Below are 14,672 nucleotides of genomic sequence, written 5' to 3'. Positions count from 1 at the left end.
TTTCTAACACCATAAGCTCAAAATATATCAATTATCAGAAAAATGAAAATATTTTAAGATGAAAAAAATGGATACAGCAAGAGATATGAGATGACAACCCCTTATACAGGTAATGGTCCTGATGACTTGGGATTTTTTGGTAAATTTGGCGGATGTTACATGCCAGAGAGCTTAATGCCAGCACTTCAAGAATTAGAGCAAGCCTTTAATACTGTTCGGCACAAACCTGAATTTTGGGCTGAATATCAGCAGATTCTAACGGACTTTGTTGGTCGTCCGAGTCCTCTTTTTTATGCAAAAAACCTAACAGCTTATGCGGGAGGTGCTCGAATATATCTCAAGCGAGAAGATTTGAACCATACGGGTGCGCATAAGATCAATAATTGTGTAGGGCAAATCTTATTAGCCAAATTTATGGGGAAAACCAGAATCATTGCAGAAACTGGTGCTGGACAACATGGTGTTGCAACAGCAACTGTTTGCGCACTGTTTAAGATGAAATGTACCATTTTTATGGGAGAAACAGACATTCAGCGCCAACAAATGAATGTTGAACGCATGAAATTACTCGGTGCTGAAGTCAGAAGTGTTCAAAAAGGTCGTGGGACTTTAAAAGATGCGATGAACGAAGCATTACGTGATTGGATTAGTCATGTTGATACAACCTATTATCTGTTAGGTACTGGTGCGGGTCCTCATCCATATCCCGTAATGGTCAGAGAATTTCAAAAAATTATTGGTCTAGAAGCCAGAAACCAAATACTCCTCAAAGAAAATAAATTGCCCGATGCTCTAGTTGCTTGCGTTGGTGGTGGATCAAATGCATTAGGGTTGATGCATCCTTTTCTAGAAGACCTGAATGTCAAAATGTTTGCCGTTGAGGCGGGTGGAAAAGGAACAACTAGCGGTGAACATGCCGCCTCTATTTGCAAAGGTCAAGTCGGTGTGCTGCATGGCAATTTAACCTATTTATTACAAGATTTAGATGGACAGATTTTAGAGGGGCACTCTATATCAGCTGGCTTAGATTATCCTGGTATTGGCCCTGAGCATGGCCTTCTGTTTGAAACAGGACGTGTGACATATACGGCTATAACCGACCAAGAAGCTGTAAATGCATTTCAGCTTTTAAGCCAACAGGAGGGCATTATTCCTGCGCTTGAGAGTTCTCATGCAATTGCGTATGCGATTCAACTTGCTCAAGAAATGCAGCCAGAACAGATTATTATTGTCAATTTAAGCGGCAGAGGTGACAAAGACTTAAACACGGTCAAAAAATATCTTGCAGGAGCTACAGCATGAACCGTCTAGATCAAAAATTAGAGCAATTGAAACTGGAAAATCGAAGCGGTCTGGTCTGTTATTTTACTGCTGGAGATCCTAATTTTGCAGAAAGTTGTCGTCTGTTGAGCCAATTAGGTCAAGCTGGGGCTGACATTATTGAAGTTGGCATTCCTTTTTCAGATCCAGTGGCAGATGGAGAGATCATTCAGGCAGCACATCTTAGAGCATTACGTGCAGGTCAAACGGTAAAACAGACCATTGAGTTGGTAAAAGCAATCAGGCTGCATGATGACAAGACACCAATAATTTTTATGACTTATTTAAATCCGATGATGCAATATGGTTTCGAAACACTTGTCGCCGATACAGAAAATCTTATAGATGGAATATTGATTTTAGATGCTCCATATGGATATCGAGAAAACTTTGAAGTGCAATTAAATGAAAAAAATATGCATTTAATTGCAATGACAGCGCCGACTACCCCAGTTGAAAGGTTAGAGCAAATCTCAGCGCGCGCGACAGGTTTTTTATATCATGTTGCAGAAAATGGCTTAACAGGGGGGCATTTAAATCTACCCAATATTGAGAAAAAGATTGCTGAAATCAAGCCTATTTTTAATATTCCAGTTGCAATTGGCTTTGGGATCAAAAATGAAAGTCATGTTAAAGCATTAGCCAATAAAGTAGATCTTATTATCATTGGCTCAGCACTTGTCAATACTTTTTTTAATAAGGGGATGAATGCGACTTTAGAAAAAGTCACAGTTTTTTCGCAAATCCTGAGAGAAAATAAAGAGTAGGCCAGCTTCTTTCATAGGTATTCTTTAAAACAATAATTAAGTATAAAACAGTATCTTATCTTAGCCTTCTCCCGAAAGGGAGATGGAACTTTATACGTGGATTTTTTTACTGAAAGTAATTGCTTTTTAAAAATCACTATTATCATACAGATGTGACATACGTTTTTGCTTAGTCTCTAAATAAGCTTTGTTGAAAATATTTAAACCAACTTTTAAAGGAATACGTTCAACAACGTTAATTCCTAAATCAGTTAAAGATTTAATTTTAAACGGATTATTTGTAATGAGTTTTACATTCTTTATTTTTAAATAATCTAACATAATAGTACACATGTCATATTTACGAGCATCTGCTGGTAAATTTAATAATAAGTTGGCATCGAGAGTGTCATGTCCTTGATCTTGGAGTGCATAGGCTCGAATTTTATTGGTTAATCCTATGCCACGACCTTCTTGGCGAAGGTATAAAATCACACCTTGACCAGCGTCATTAATCATTTTCATGGTTGAATGTAATTGGGGGCCACAGTCACATTTCAGTGAAGCAAAAGCATCACCTGTTAAACATTCTGAATGAATTCTGACGAGTACAGGTTGATTAGAAATAGTATCCATGTCTTTGACAAGAGCGATATGTTCTTCACCAGTACTTTGGTCTTGAAATGCCATAATTTCAAAATCACCAAACGCTGTAGGTAACTTTGATTTGGAAACAAATTCTATAGCCATTGAAGAATACACCTATATAAATTTATAATTGGTAAAATTACTAAATTTACCTTAAAAGCATTTGCTAAATTTTTGTGGTTCTAAATTTCAGCGTTTTACTTCCAATTCAAGTATAGGTATTTAATAGTGAATTTTATGTGAAATGTTATTAAGAATAATTTTATTGAGGTTAGAATTTTTTATAAAAATATGCAAAAGCTTCGTTTTCCACAAGCCATCCATAATCTAAAGCTTTATAGTAAGCCAATCGATTATCAACACTGATGATACAAGGTGAATATTCAGAATTCAGCAGCTTGAGGTTCATTAACAGCTGTAATGTAGATACATTGCCATTAATATTTTTTAGCCTGCTAACTTTTCGCGGTACAATGAAGTAGGTTGGTTGTAAATATTTTAATAAACAAAGGTTTAATTTTTTTTGCTGTGCGCACACTATCCCGGCCGAATAAACAAAAATGTCTTAAGCAAAGATAAATGAAGAAAAATGTAAGTTAGTATAGTTCTATATTCCTAAAACAACTTGATACGGTTTAAATCCGTCTTGTACCGCCTCTGAAACTAACCGAATAAATGCTTCAGTCTTTCCAGAAGCCATCCATTGATCCAATGCTTCATAGTAAGCTAAACGATTTTCTACAGTAATCACACAGGGTGGATAGCCTGCTTTAAGCAGTTCCAGATTCATCAAAAGACGTGATGTGCGACCATTGCCATCAATGAATGGATGGATACCCACAAAATCCGCATGTACTTTGGCTGCACGTTCAATCGGGTGAAGTTTATATGCTTCAAGGTTATACCAATCGATTAGCTGAGCCATCTTGTCATTTAATAAAGTATAGTCAGGAGGGGTAGTAGTAGCACCAGAAATCAATACATTTTGCTGACGATAACGCCCAGCATTCTCATCATCAATATTTTTTAAAATAAGTTGATGAATATTGCGAATTTGCCATTCTGAAAATGGTTCTTCCTTACGAATAATGTCTTCGACGTAGTAAATCGCATTTCTATGGTTTATCGCTTCGAAATGTTCTCTTAACGCTTTTCCACCTACAGTAATACCTTCAAGAACTACTTTGGTTTCCAATAGTGTAAGAGTATTACCTTCTATGGCATTTGAATGATAGGTCCAGCGGACAATAAGATCTTCTTGTAAATTTTTTACAATTGCAGGAGATAAAGGGCGATATTGATCTAATTTTTTCTTTAAATCATCAATAATTTCAAACATAACTTTAACCCTGAATGTGTCTTTCTGAATAATACATCAAAAAATAAATATCAAAAATGTAATGTTATATTATAATATTTTGGTTGAGCTATAAAGATGGTATAATGAGTACACTATTTCAAATCCAAATTCAGGATTTGAACAAGATATTAAAGTGATTCAATGCACTAAATCTAAGTTGGGTCAAAATTGGGTCAAGGAAATATATTTTTTATTATAAAGTATATAAAAACAGTTGCTTGGGTTCTGAGTTCAATTGACGCCATCCCATCAGCAAAGATGAGAATTTGTATTATTTAATGAAATAAAATGAACTTTAAACAACATTTAAAATTTTTAATAAATAAGAGTAAAAGATTGATAACGATGACACAATCTGTCTATGTACCCACATAAATTTGCTTATTGATTGATGAAACAAAATAGTTCTACTCATGAGCGATTAGCTGATCGTTTAGCTAATATTTTGACCATGTTAAATATGGGGTCTCATTTGAGCTCGGCTTTGTTACACAAACCTATATCTAAGGTTTATCCCACAATATAATTTTCAAATGAATAAGCCTACACCTAAAATTTATCGTACAACCAATTGGCCCGCATATAACCGAGCACTCATGAGTCGCGGAAATATTGCCATTTGGTTTGAATTCGCCCTGCTACGCAATGGTATGCTCCATCAAAAGGCAAACAAGGGCGAAATCAAACCTACTCCGACGCAGCCATCCAATGCTGCTTAATGATTAAATCCTTATTCAGTCTGTCTTTACGTATGGTCACTGGCTTTGTGCAAAGTCTGATTAAACTTTGCGGATTAAATTGGATAGCACCAGATTACACCATGCTTTGTAGAAGACAAAAGCATATTGATATTGTAATCAGCTACCAAAAAGTAGCGATGGACTGCATCTACTCATGGACTCTACAGGCATGAAGTTTCTAGGTGAGGGCGAATGGAAACGCAAGAAACATGGACCTGAATTTCGTCGCCAATGGCGTAAATTACATATTGGTATAGATGATAAAACCCTGCAAATACGAGCAGTTTAGCTTACAACCAATAATGTCAGTGATTCACAGGTGCTTGGTGATTTACTTAATCAGATTCCACAAGATGAGCGGATTGACTCTGTTTATACCGATGGAGCTTATGACACCAAGCAATGCCGTCAGGTCATTGCAGATCGGCAAGCGCATGCAATGATTCCACCTAGAAAAAAATGCGAAACCATGGAAAGATACAAAGAGCAAGCAGCTCGCTAGAGCGAAATGAATTACTTCGAACAGTTAATCTTGCGAAACAGTGCTTCTCAGGCAGGGCACTATGGAAAAAATGGTCAGGCTATCATCGGCGAAGTTTGGTTGAAACTAAGATGCACTGCATTAAATTATTAGGAGATAAACTCAGTGCAAGGAGGTTTGATAGCCAAGTTAATGAGATTCATGCACGTGTAACTGTCCTCAACAGATTTATTGAATTAGGTCGACCACTTACCCAAGTTACACCTTAAATTTGGCTCAATTAGGGGCGCTTTGCCTTTCAAATATTTGTGCAACAAAGCCCCAAAAATTAAAAAATCTTAAAAAATAGGAGCTTATAGCTCCCATTTTTTTTAGCTTTCTAAGTCCCTATGTTAATTTGAAGAATATTTCATCATAACGTCCGAATACAGCTATATTTTTTTGATTTCTACAATATCACTTGATTCAATTAGCGATTGGATATTACCAAATAAACTTTGAATATAATCAGTGGCAATATGGATATCTAAATCCTCCCTGCTACGCCATTCTTCTAAGAAGAAATATCTACTCGAGTCATTTTCACTAATATAAAGCTCATATTTCAAGCATCCTTCTTCGTTAAGCGTAGGCTCTATTACACTTTTTAAAAGCGCTTCTAACGTTTCTTTTTGATCTAACTTTGCCTTAAAGTTCGCAATTACTGAAATAGTCATTATTTCACCTTGAATTTGCTTTAGAAGTTTTCTAGTACAATTTTGCCTTTTGACTTACCTGATTCAAGCAACTTATGCGCCTTCTCCAAGTTTGCAGCGTTAATATTGCCTAGATTTTGGTTGAGGGTACTTCTAATTTTTTGCTGGTCAACTAATTGGGCAACCTGTTGCAATAGATCACCTTGCTTTTCAATATCATCAGTTTCATACATTGAACGGGTGAACATCAACTCCCAATGGATAGAAATAGATTTAGTCTTAAACGGCATAATATCAAATGTTTGTGGATCATCGATCAATCCAAGCTTACCTTGTGGTGCAATCAGAGAAACTATTTGCTTGATATAGGTGTCTGTATGAGTGGTAGAGAAAACGTATTTTGGTTTTTCAATGCCTAGTGTCTCGATTTGTGCATTTAAATCTTTGCTATGATCAATGACATGGTCGGCACCCAGTGATTCCACCCAAGATTTCGTTTCTTCACGTGACGCTGTTGCTATAACGGTCAGATTTGTTTTTGCTTTGAGGAGTTGGATAGCAATTGATCCTACACCACCTGCACCACCAATAATTAAAATACTGCCAACTTCTGTTTCTGAAATTTGAAACCGATCAAACAGCATTTCCCATGCCGTGATAGCAGTTAATGGCAATGCTGCTGCTTCTGCATTAGATACTGTAACTGGTTTAAGACTGATAATTCGTTCATCGACTGCTTGATACTCAGCATTACTACCATCTCGGGTTAAATCGCCAGCATACCAAACAGAGTCTCCTACTTTATACGAGGTAACTTTTGAGCCAACTTCGATAATTTCCCCAACGGCATCCCAACCTAAAATACGATTATTTGCTTCAGACGAATTCTTTCTCACTTTGGTATCAACTGGATTCACAGAGATTGCCTGAACTTTTACCAGTACATCACGCTCCTTAAGCGTAGGCTTTGCTTTTTCAATATCTACCAATGAATTTTTAAAATCATCATGGTTATTGATAACATACGATACGGCTTTCATAGATTTGTCCTTAGCTTTAAAAAAATATAGTAAAAATGGGAGCGAGGTGCTCCCATTTTATGTTATTCAATCGTTAAAACTCTTGGCTCGTTGGGCGTAAAACAATTTCATTAATATCTACATCCGCAGGCTGTTCAATTGCATAAGCAATTGCTCGAGCGACTGAGTCAGCTGGTATGGCTTGTTTGTAGAAATCAGTAACAAAATCTGAACTTTCTTTATGAGAAGAACCGAATTTTAGTTCTGACTCAACTGCACCAGGCTCAATAGTCGTCGTTCTAATTGTTCCCCCAACTTCATGACGAAGTCCTTCTGAGATGGCTCTTACAGCAAACTTAGTACCGCTATAAACAGTACCTCCTGGACTAAATACTTTTATCCCTGCAACAGATGCGAGATTAATAAAGTGTCCAAAGTTTTGTTTTTGGAAAACAGGTAGGGTAGCTGCTATACCATAAAGAACACCTTTAATATTAATGTCGATCATACGATCCCATTCATCAACTTTTAGCTCACTTAATGGTGCAATAGACATTAATCCAGCATTGTTTACCAATACATCGATTTGACCAAATGCGCTTAATGCCTTTTCAATAAGTGCTTGTACTTCCTGTGGTTTGGTTATATCCATACCAATAAATTCAGCTTGACCACCTTCAGCACGAATGTCGTGAACAATAGCCTGTAATTTTTCAGTACGTCTAGCACCAATTACAACCTTTGCACCTTTTTTAGCAAGTAAGCGAGCAGTAGCTTCACCTAAACCACTACTTGCACCAGTGATAACAACAACTTTATTTTCTATATTATTCATACAAGTAACCTTCAACCTATCTATCAATCATATTTGATGGATTAAGTATTACAGCCTTATTAGGTATAATAAATGAATAATATTATCTTTCAGAATTCCTATTTACGGAATAATTGCTAGAACACAGGATTGGACATGCAGAACAAATTGGAAATGATGCGTATCTTTTGTGTCGCAGCAGAGTCTCGAAATTTTAAAGAGGCAGCAACTCAGCTGGGGATTTCCCCACAGGTAGTGACACGGGCAATAAAAGAGCTAGAAGAGCAGCGCGGAGAGATTTTGTTTTACAGGAGTACTCGACAAATTAAAATTACCGCTGATGGTGAGCGTCTGGCAAAGCAAGCACGTTTTGCGGTGGGATCGATCGATGCTTTGTTTGTAAAAGACACCAAGGAAAAACGAGATGAAATGCGTGGGACTGTCCGTCTTACTGTGTCGTCTGTGTTAGGGCGTAAATTGGTAGTACCTGCACTAGCAGAATTTGCCACACGTTATCCAGATATTGTCGTGGATTGTGTGCTCACAGATTCACACTCGGATGTGATCGATGAGCGGATAGATATCGGGATCAGATTTGGATTTTTGCCGGACAATCGATATGTGGCAAGGGAATTGGCGAAAGTGAACTTTTATTCTGTGGGTACGCCAGAGTTAATTGATAAGGTTGGAATGCCCAAAAAAATTATTGACTTAGATAAATACCCTCTAACAGCACTAGTCGATCATAAAACAGGGCGTTACTGGCCATGGACATTCACCGAAAGTCGAAGCTTTACGCCATCAATGCCCCGTTTTATTACAGATGATCTTGAAGCTGAATTTCAAGCGATTCTCGCTGGAGTTGGATTCGGACACATGCCTGGATTTCTAGTTTTGCCGTGGCTTAGGAGTGGTAAGCTCATTCAGATACTTCATGAGGAAACCTCTCCCGTTTGGCGCCTGTATTTATATCGTCCACAGCGGGGCCCGACACCTTTGCGAATCCGAGCATTGTTTGATTACTTAGTGGAAGTGCTGGGCCGTATAGAAACCTGAATTAGATAAGACCATCATGTATCTAGAGTAACTACAATTTTTCCTATTTGCTGATTTGATTCAAGATAGCGCTGAGCGTCATGCATGTCCTCAAAGTTAAAGCAACGGTCGATCACTGGACGAAGATATCCTGCACCTATACTGCTAAGAATAAATCGTCTGGCTTGCTCCCTTAGAACAGGGTCATGCAGAACCTCAAGGAACAAAAAACCTCGCATGGTTAAGCTCTTGCGTAATGCAACTTTAAGGGGAAATGGTGTGATCTCAGGGCTAAGTGCACCATGCATAACCATAGTTCCTGCCACAGACATCGCTTTTGCAATCTGTTCAATATGTGGCCCTCCTACCGCATCGAAGGCGACATCAAGATGTTCTCCACCCAAACGTAAAACAAGCGCCTCATACAAATCTGGTTCATCTTCAGTGGCTATAACATTTTTAACACCGAGATCCAGTAAACGTTGCTTTTTCTCTATCGTCTGTGTACTTGCAATGACCTTAGCTCCCGCTGCTTCAGCGATCTGTATCGCAGCTAGTCCTACGCTACTTGAAGCTGCTGTGATCAAGATCGTTTTTCCTTTCGAAACTCCACCAGCATGGATTACACCACCCCAAGCCGTCAAATACTGCATCCAGATTGAAGAAGCTTCTTCCCAGCTTAAACTATCGGGTTTGTGAACTAAAAAAGTTTCTGGAATCAGGAGCTTGTCCGCATATGTCCCATATTTGGCTAGATTGTCAGTCGGAAGAATCGATACTGCATCTCCTGGAGAAAATTGGCGTACACCTTCACCTATCGCAAGAACTATGCCTGCTCCCTCATATCCCAGACGAGAAGGAAATACTGCCTTTTGAATATAAGTACCACGCCGAAACATTACATCAGCCCGGTTGAGTCCGATCGTTTTCATCTGGATTAGAACTTCTCCTGCGGCTGGTAAAGCAACAGGAAGTGTTTCTAATGTCAGAACGTCTGTATCTCCAATACTATTGAAGCGCCAAGTCTTGGCCTGAAGTGCGTTAAATGACATCAATCACGACCTTAATATTGGCAGAGCGATCTTGAACAGCATCATGAGCCTCAATCGCTTGGTCTAGAGTAAAATGACGAGGATCAACAATAGGACGCAGTTTACCTTCCTCAACAAGACGAGTCGCGATCTTAAGGATATCACCATGATGAGCACGGCGATTGCCTGTTAACATCGGCATTAGGACGAATACGCCAGACACTGTGGCACACCGTAGAGATGAACTCGCTAAATTATGATTACCAAATGCAGCACAGCTGGTAATGTGGCCATAGTGAGTTGTCATGGAAAGTGAAGCATCGAGTACTGGACCACCCACAGTGTCGTAAACAATGTTAAAACCTTGACCCTCAGGGCTTGCAGCAATAATGTCATCGGAAGATGCTGTTGTGTAATCGAGAGGTGTTGCACCGAGTTCTGAAATCAGTGATTGATCAGCTGTACGACCAGTCGCCCAAACATTTGCATCAAGTGCTTTTGCAAGCTGAACCACCATATAACCAACGCCACCAGCACCACCCTGAACCAGTACAGTTTGCCCTGGTTGGACCTTCGCATTATCCACTAAACCTTCCCAAGCGGTGAGGAACGTCAATGGTAGTACTGCTGCCTCACGCATAGAGATATTCCGTGGCTTTAATGCGATCAGATCAGCATCTGCTACAACATATTCTGCTAAAGATCCTTGAAGACCACGAACGCCACCAATCAGACCGTAAACTTCATCCCCGACGTTGAAGTCGGTGACACCTTCACCAACAGCAGTTACAACCCCAGCCATATCTGTTCCCAACACGGCAGGAAGCTCTGGCATAGCATATGGTGCTTCACCAAGACGAATTTTATAATCAATAGGGTTTACGCCACTCGCATGAATACGTACCAGAACTTGCCCAGCTTCAGGGTGAGGTATAGGGAGTTCTACACTTTTAAATTCATGATCACCAAAATTTTCTAGGATAAGCGCATTCATCATCTTATTCATAGTTGTTCCTTATTCTTAACTGGGGGATGATATGCACAGTACCAAAGTAAATTAATCCAATAAATGATATTTATAGGATTTAATAATTCCTAAATAGTGAATAATAAATATCATACGCTCATTAAAAATATTCTAGTACAGTCTGTAAAGGCGGTTTAACCTAAACTGTTGGTAGTATTTTTAAGGCTTGAAACGTTCAAAATATCTACAAAGTGGCTAAAAGTTGGAAACATAATTCTAAAAGGTCCCAGCATTACAAAGAACATGAGCCAAAATAAAAATGGGAGCTAAAAGTCCCATTTTTTTTGTGACTTTCGCATAAGCTCTATGATGTTAATTTAAAAAAACTAAAAACAGGGATAGAAAATTTTCGCTAAAGATCTTTTTGATTTTTCGATTTATAAAAATTATTGCTTTTTTTATACTATGGGGTACTATAGTATTAATGCTAGCAAATAAGGAGGTCTGATGCCTAATCAGGTTGAAGACAAAAAAAAGATTCTTCTACGCGTCAGAAAGATCAAAGGTCAGACGCAAGCGATTGAAAAAGCGTTAGAAGACAATGTGGAATGTGGTGCAATTCTGCAACAAATATGCTCTGTGCGTGGTGCTATTAATGGTTTGATGAATGAAATGTTGGAGGTTCATTTAAAGGACACATTAGTATCAGGTGAAACCACAGAACAACAACGAAAAGAAGAATTGGCTGAAATCGCCAAGATTCTAAAATCATATTTAAAATAGATCTGAATAAGGAATTATTCCATGAAGTCACGTGCTGCCGTTGCGTTTGGTCCTGGCCAACCTCTTCAAATTGTTGAAGTTGATGTTGCACCACCGAAGAAAGGTGAAGTATTAATCAAGATCTCCCATACCGGTGTGTGTCATACAGACGCATTTACTTTATCTGGCGATGATCCTGAAGGTGTTTTTCCGGCTATTCTCGGGCATGAAGGTGCTGGTGTTGTCGTTGAGGTTGGTGAAGGCGTGACTAGCGTCAAACCAGGTGATCATGTAATTCCACTTTACACTGCTGAATGTGGCGAGTGCGTATTCTGTAAATCTGGAAAATCGAACTTGTGTATTTCCGTTCGCGAAACTCAAGGTAGAGGCGTAATGCCAGATGGTACCACTCGTTTTTCCTACAATGGTCAACCGATTTACCACTATATGGGCTGCTCAACGTTCAGTGAATACACTGTAGTGGCAGAAGTATCATTGGCTAAAATCAATCCTGAAGCCAATCACGAACATGTCTGCTTACTGGGTTGTGGGGTAACAACGGGTATCGGTGCAGTACATAACACGGCTAAAGTACAAGAAGGTGATAGTGTTGCGGTCTTTGGTTTAGGTGGTATTGGTTTGGCAGTCGTACAAGCCGCACGTCAAGCTAAAGCAGGGCGTATTATTGTGGTTGACATGAATCCAGATAAATTTGCGCTGGCAAAAGAGTTTGGTGCAACGGACTTCTTGAACCCTAAAGATTACGATAAACCAATCCAGCAAGTCATTGTCGAAATGACTGGCTGGGGTGTAGATCATTCATTTGAGTGTATTGGTAACGTGAATGTGATGCGTGCAGCCCTTGAAAGTGCACACCGTGGCTGGGGACAATCCGTAATTATTGGTGTAGCTGGCGCAGGTCAAGAAATCTCTACCCGTCCATTCCAACTGGTTACTGGTCGTAGATGGTTAGGTTCTGCCTTTGGTGGGGTAAAAGGTCGTACGCAACTTCCAGGAATGGTTGAAGATGCCATGAAAGGTAAAATTCAATTAGAACCATTTGTGACACACACCATGGGCTTGGATCAGATCAATGAAGCCTTTGATCTAATGCATGAAGGTAAGTCAATTCGTACTGTAATTCATTACGAATAATTCCGTCAGACCTTATACTTTTCCATGCATGTGAATCATGATTGACATGCATGGAATCCTCTAAAACGGCACATCATCTGTAAAACAGATCTATCTATGTATCCATCATGTATAGGTTCAACAAACCTGCCTACATTTTAAATCTTTATCAGTATTCTCTGTGGAGAATGTCAGACTCTTTGTTTACTCGATTTCTCATGAAGTCTTGCTCAACATAGGTAATTGATTATGGAAATAATTGAGAAACATGCTTCTTTTGGTGGATCGCAAGAAGTGTATCGCCATCAGTCAATAGCATTAAACTGTTCAATGAAATTCTCAATATATCTGCCACCTCATGACAAAGATGAGAAGTTGCCAGTTTTATATTGGTTATCAGGACTGACTTGCAACGAACAGAACTTTATTACTAAAGCCGGAGCACAAAAGTATGCGGCTGAACATAAAGTCATTATTGTTGCACCAGATACCAGCCCACGTGGAGAGGATGTACCAGATCATGCAGATTATGATTTAGGCCAAGGCGCAGGATTCTATGTGAATGCAACACAAGCACCCTGGTCACAGCATTTCAAAATGTATGATTATATTGTGGAAGAGCTCAGAAATCTGATTGACCTGAATTTTCCGACCAACCAAGTCCAAAGCATTATGGGGCATAGCATGGGTGGTCATGGTGCATTAGTCATTGGGTTAAAAAACCCTGAGCTGTATAAAAGTATTTCTGCTTTTGCACCAATTGTTGCGCCTAGCCAAGTACCTTGGGGAAAAAGGCTTTTACACACTACCTAGGTGAAACTGAAACTTTATGGAAAAGCTATGATGCGATTGAATTAATCAAAAACGATGAAGTTCATTTACCTATTTTAGTCGATCAGGGAACAGCTGATGATTTTCTTGAAGAACAGTTAAGACCTAAGCTTCTTAGTGATATTTGTTTGGAACAAGAATATCCTCTGACACTTAACCTAAGAGAAGGGTATGACCATAGCTATTACTTCATTGCGAGCTTTATAGAGAAACATATAGAGTTTCACAGCAAATTCCTAGCTAAATAACTTTCATAGATATGAAGATGTGCATGTTGTTCTTGAATGCTTCTTGAGCAATATAACTTCCAGATGAAGAGGTCAGCTTATAAATCTAAGGTAGAGTCAATTGATCCTTATATAACTAAGATTGAATTTAATCATCTCATATCTTGATTTTTTGATTCAAATGTTAATGATATTAACTTGAATAAATTCATAGCATTATGTCGAAATAAAAACCTAAATTTTGGCTCAGCTATGGGATGTTTTTTAACTTTTATACAACAAAACTTTCTGACATGCATACATTAGCAATGACAGAATCAGTTTGAATTCTAATCAATTGTGGAGTTTTAGTCATGCTTAAAACAGCTTTATATGTCCGTCTTGAAGCTAAACCGGGTAAAGAAGACGAAGTGGAAGCTTTCCTTAAAGCCGGTTTACCTATTGTAATGGAAGAACCTGCGACAGTTGCGTGGTTTGGCTTACGTCTTGGACCTACAACATTTGGTATTTTTGATGCATTTCCTGATGAGGCGGGTCGCCAAGCACATTTATCTGGCAAGGTTGCAGCTGCGTTGATGGCTCAGGCCGATGAGCTATTTTCAGAGCCACCATCAATTGAAAAAGTAGATGTTTTGGCGAGTAAACTACCAGCTCATACCGACGCTTAAATGTATGAGGGTGCTGCCTGAAATTTCGAATGAAAGGCAGCACTTCAACCCTGTGAGGTTTGTCGGAGGCTTTGTTGCACAAACATTCAAAAGCTAAACTTCTTCCAAGTTATCTAAATTTAAGTGGCAACTTGGGTGTGAGGTCGGCCTAAATCTGTAAATTTATTTAATACGGCCACACGTGCATGAATCTC

Annotated in this window: 13 protein-coding genes and 3 pseudogenes; 9 read left to right on the top strand and 7 right to left on the bottom strand. The window is 38.8% G+C overall.

Annotated features, from left to right (window positions below; all coding sequences use genetic code 11):
- Positions 1–90 precede the first annotated feature (90 nt).
- Positions 91–1,302 (top strand): tryptophan synthase subunit beta, encoded by a 1,212-nt coding sequence (gene trpB / locus HYI04_RS14560; protein WP_159153767.1) that lies wholly within the window; start codon positions 91–93, stop codon positions 1,300–1,302.
- The gene (gene trpA / locus HYI04_RS14555; protein ID WP_159151630.1) at positions 1,299–2,087 is read left to right on the top strand and encodes a tryptophan synthase subunit alpha; all 789 of its coding nucleotides are present in this window, start codon (positions 1,299–1,301) and stop codon (positions 2,085–2,087) included. Before trpB ends, trpA begins: the two co-directional genes overlap by 4 nt.
- A 126-nt stretch (positions 2,088–2,213) precedes the next feature.
- On the opposite strand, the gene ribA is transcribed toward trpA, so the two are convergent.
- Both ribA and HYI04_RS14545 read right to left on the bottom strand, forming a co-directional pair.
- Positions 2,214–2,816 carry a GTP cyclohydrolase II gene (ribA, locus tag HYI04_RS14550; protein ID WP_159153766.1) on the bottom strand — a complete coding sequence of 201 codons (603 nt, stop codon included), beginning with the start codon at positions 2,814–2,816 and terminating at the stop codon, positions 2,214–2,216.
- 505 nt (positions 2,817–3,321) lie between these two features.
- Complete coding sequence (locus tag HYI04_RS14545; RefSeq protein WP_058952263.1) at positions 3,322–4,053, bottom strand: Fic family protein; 732 nt, start codon at positions 4,051–4,053, stop codon at positions 3,322–3,324.
- Positions 4,054–4,465: 412 nt separating this feature from the next.
- Here HYI04_RS14545 and HYI04_RS17070 point away from each other — a divergent pair.
- Positions 4,466–4,564, top strand: a pseudogene (locus HYI04_RS17070) (DNA-binding transcriptional regulator); the annotation flags it as partial.
- Between the two features lie 43 nt (positions 4,565–4,607).
- Positions 4,608–5,564 (top strand): annotated as a pseudogene (locus HYI04_RS14540) (IS5 family transposase).
- 162 nt (positions 5,565–5,726) lie between these two features.
- Here the strand turns inward: HYI04_RS14540 and HYI04_RS14535 are convergent.
- The 3 genes from HYI04_RS14535 to HYI04_RS14525 form a co-directional block, all read right to left on the bottom strand.
- Positions 5,727–6,011, bottom strand: coding sequence for a putative quinol monooxygenase (locus tag HYI04_RS14535; RefSeq protein WP_159153765.1), 285 nt, complete (start codon positions 6,009–6,011; stop codon positions 5,727–5,729).
- Between the two features lie 20 nt (positions 6,012–6,031).
- A complete protein-coding gene (locus HYI04_RS14530) occupies positions 6,032–7,030 on the bottom strand; it encodes a zinc-binding alcohol dehydrogenase family protein (protein ID WP_178896323.1) in 999 nt (332 codons plus the stop codon).
- Between the two features lie 73 nt (positions 7,031–7,103).
- Positions 7,104–7,844, bottom strand: a complete 741-nt coding sequence (locus HYI04_RS14525; protein ID WP_159153763.1) for an SDR family oxidoreductase — start codon at positions 7,842–7,844, stop codon at positions 7,104–7,106.
- A 135-nt stretch (positions 7,845–7,979) separates the two neighbouring features.
- Between HYI04_RS14525 and HYI04_RS14520 the strand changes: the two genes are divergently transcribed.
- A complete protein-coding gene (locus HYI04_RS14520; RefSeq protein ID WP_159153762.1) occupies positions 7,980–8,879 on the top strand; it encodes a LysR family transcriptional regulator in 900 nt (299 codons plus the stop codon).
- Positions 8,880–8,893: 14 nt separating this feature from the next.
- On the opposite strand, the gene HYI04_RS14515 is transcribed toward HYI04_RS14520, so the two are convergent.
- Complete coding sequence (locus tag HYI04_RS14515; protein ID WP_159153761.1) at positions 8,894–9,910, bottom strand: zinc-dependent alcohol dehydrogenase family protein; 1,017 nt, start codon at positions 9,908–9,910, stop codon at positions 8,894–8,896.
- Positions 9,900–10,895: a zinc-dependent alcohol dehydrogenase family protein gene (locus HYI04_RS14510; RefSeq protein WP_159153760.1), complete on the bottom strand. Its 996-nt coding sequence runs from the start codon at positions 10,893–10,895 to the stop codon at positions 9,900–9,902. Before HYI04_RS14510 ends, HYI04_RS14515 begins: the two co-directional genes overlap by 11 nt.
- Positions 10,896–11,363: 468 nt before the next feature.
- On the opposite strand from HYI04_RS14510, the gene HYI04_RS14505 reads away from it, so the two are divergent.
- The 4 genes and pseudogenes from HYI04_RS14505 to HYI04_RS14490 all read left to right on the top strand — a co-directional run bounded on the left by HYI04_RS14505 (position 11,364) and on the right by HYI04_RS14490 (position 14,478).
- Positions 11,364–11,639, top strand: coding sequence for a metal/formaldehyde-sensitive transcriptional repressor (locus HYI04_RS14505; protein WP_001133624.1), 276 nt, complete (start codon positions 11,364–11,366; stop codon positions 11,637–11,639).
- A gap of 21 nt (positions 11,640–11,660) precedes the next feature.
- Entirely contained in the window at positions 11,661–12,773 is a 1,113-nt protein-coding gene (locus HYI04_RS14500) for an S-(hydroxymethyl)glutathione dehydrogenase/class III alcohol dehydrogenase (protein ID WP_005105874.1), read from the top strand.
- Between the two features lie 228 nt (positions 12,774–13,001).
- Positions 13,002–13,831: pseudogene (gene fghA, locus HYI04_RS14495) on the top strand (S-formylglutathione hydrolase).
- A gap of 332 nt (positions 13,832–14,163) precedes the next feature.
- Positions 14,164–14,478, top strand: coding sequence for a putative quinol monooxygenase (locus tag HYI04_RS14490; protein ID WP_004812141.1), 315 nt, complete (start codon positions 14,164–14,166; stop codon positions 14,476–14,478).
- Positions 14,479–14,672: the final 194 nt, after the last annotated feature.

This window comes from Acinetobacter sp. SwsAc2 (assembly GCF_013391465.1).
GTDB lineage: Bacteria > Pseudomonadota > Gammaproteobacteria > Pseudomonadales > Moraxellaceae > Acinetobacter > Acinetobacter johnsonii.
Note: the sequence above shows the minus strand (reverse complement) of the source record. Positions and strands in the feature narration are given on the sequence as shown.

What these genes read in the sequence shown, in the direction of transcription:
- trpB (WP_159153767.1), top strand. Translation starts at nt 91, where the DNA reads ATGACAACCCCTTATACAGGTAATGGTCCTGATGACTTGGGATTTTTT.
- trpA (WP_159151630.1), top strand. Translation starts at nt 1,299, where the DNA reads ATGAACCGTCTAGATCAAAAATTAGAGCAATTGAAACTGGAAAATCGA.
- ribA (WP_159153766.1), bottom strand. Translation starts at nt 2,816, where the DNA reads ATGGCTATAGAATTTGTTTCCAAATCAAAGTTACCTACAGCGTTTGGT.
- HYI04_RS14545 (WP_058952263.1), bottom strand. Translation starts at nt 4,053, where the DNA reads ATGTTTGAAATTATTGATGATTTAAAGAAAAAATTAGATCAATATCGC.
- HYI04_RS14535 (WP_159153765.1), bottom strand. Translation starts at nt 6,011, where the DNA reads ATGACTATTTCAGTAATTGCGAACTTTAAGGCAAAGTTAGATCAAAAA.
- HYI04_RS14530 (WP_178896323.1), bottom strand. Translation starts at nt 7,030, where the DNA reads ATGAAAGCCGTATCGTATGTTATCAATAACCATGATGATTTTAAAAAT.
- HYI04_RS14525 (WP_159153763.1), bottom strand. Translation starts at nt 7,844, where the DNA reads ATGAATAATATAGAAAATAAAGTTGTTGTTATCACTGGTGCAAGTAGT.
- HYI04_RS14520 (WP_159153762.1), top strand. Translation starts at nt 7,980, where the DNA reads ATGCAGAACAAATTGGAAATGATGCGTATCTTTTGTGTCGCAGCAGAG.
- HYI04_RS14515 (WP_159153761.1), bottom strand. Translation starts at nt 9,910, where the DNA reads ATGTCATTTAACGCACTTCAGGCCAAGACTTGGCGCTTCAATAGTATT.
- HYI04_RS14510 (WP_159153760.1), bottom strand. Translation starts at nt 10,895, where the DNA reads ATGAATAAGATGATGAATGCGCTTATCCTAGAAAATTTTGGTGATCAT.
- HYI04_RS14505 (WP_001133624.1), top strand. Translation starts at nt 11,364, where the DNA reads ATGCCTAATCAGGTTGAAGACAAAAAAAAGATTCTTCTACGCGTCAGA.
- HYI04_RS14500 (WP_005105874.1), top strand. Translation starts at nt 11,661, where the DNA reads ATGAAGTCACGTGCTGCCGTTGCGTTTGGTCCTGGCCAACCTCTTCAA.
- HYI04_RS14490 (WP_004812141.1), top strand. Translation starts at nt 14,164, where the DNA reads ATGCTTAAAACAGCTTTATATGTCCGTCTTGAAGCTAAACCGGGTAAA.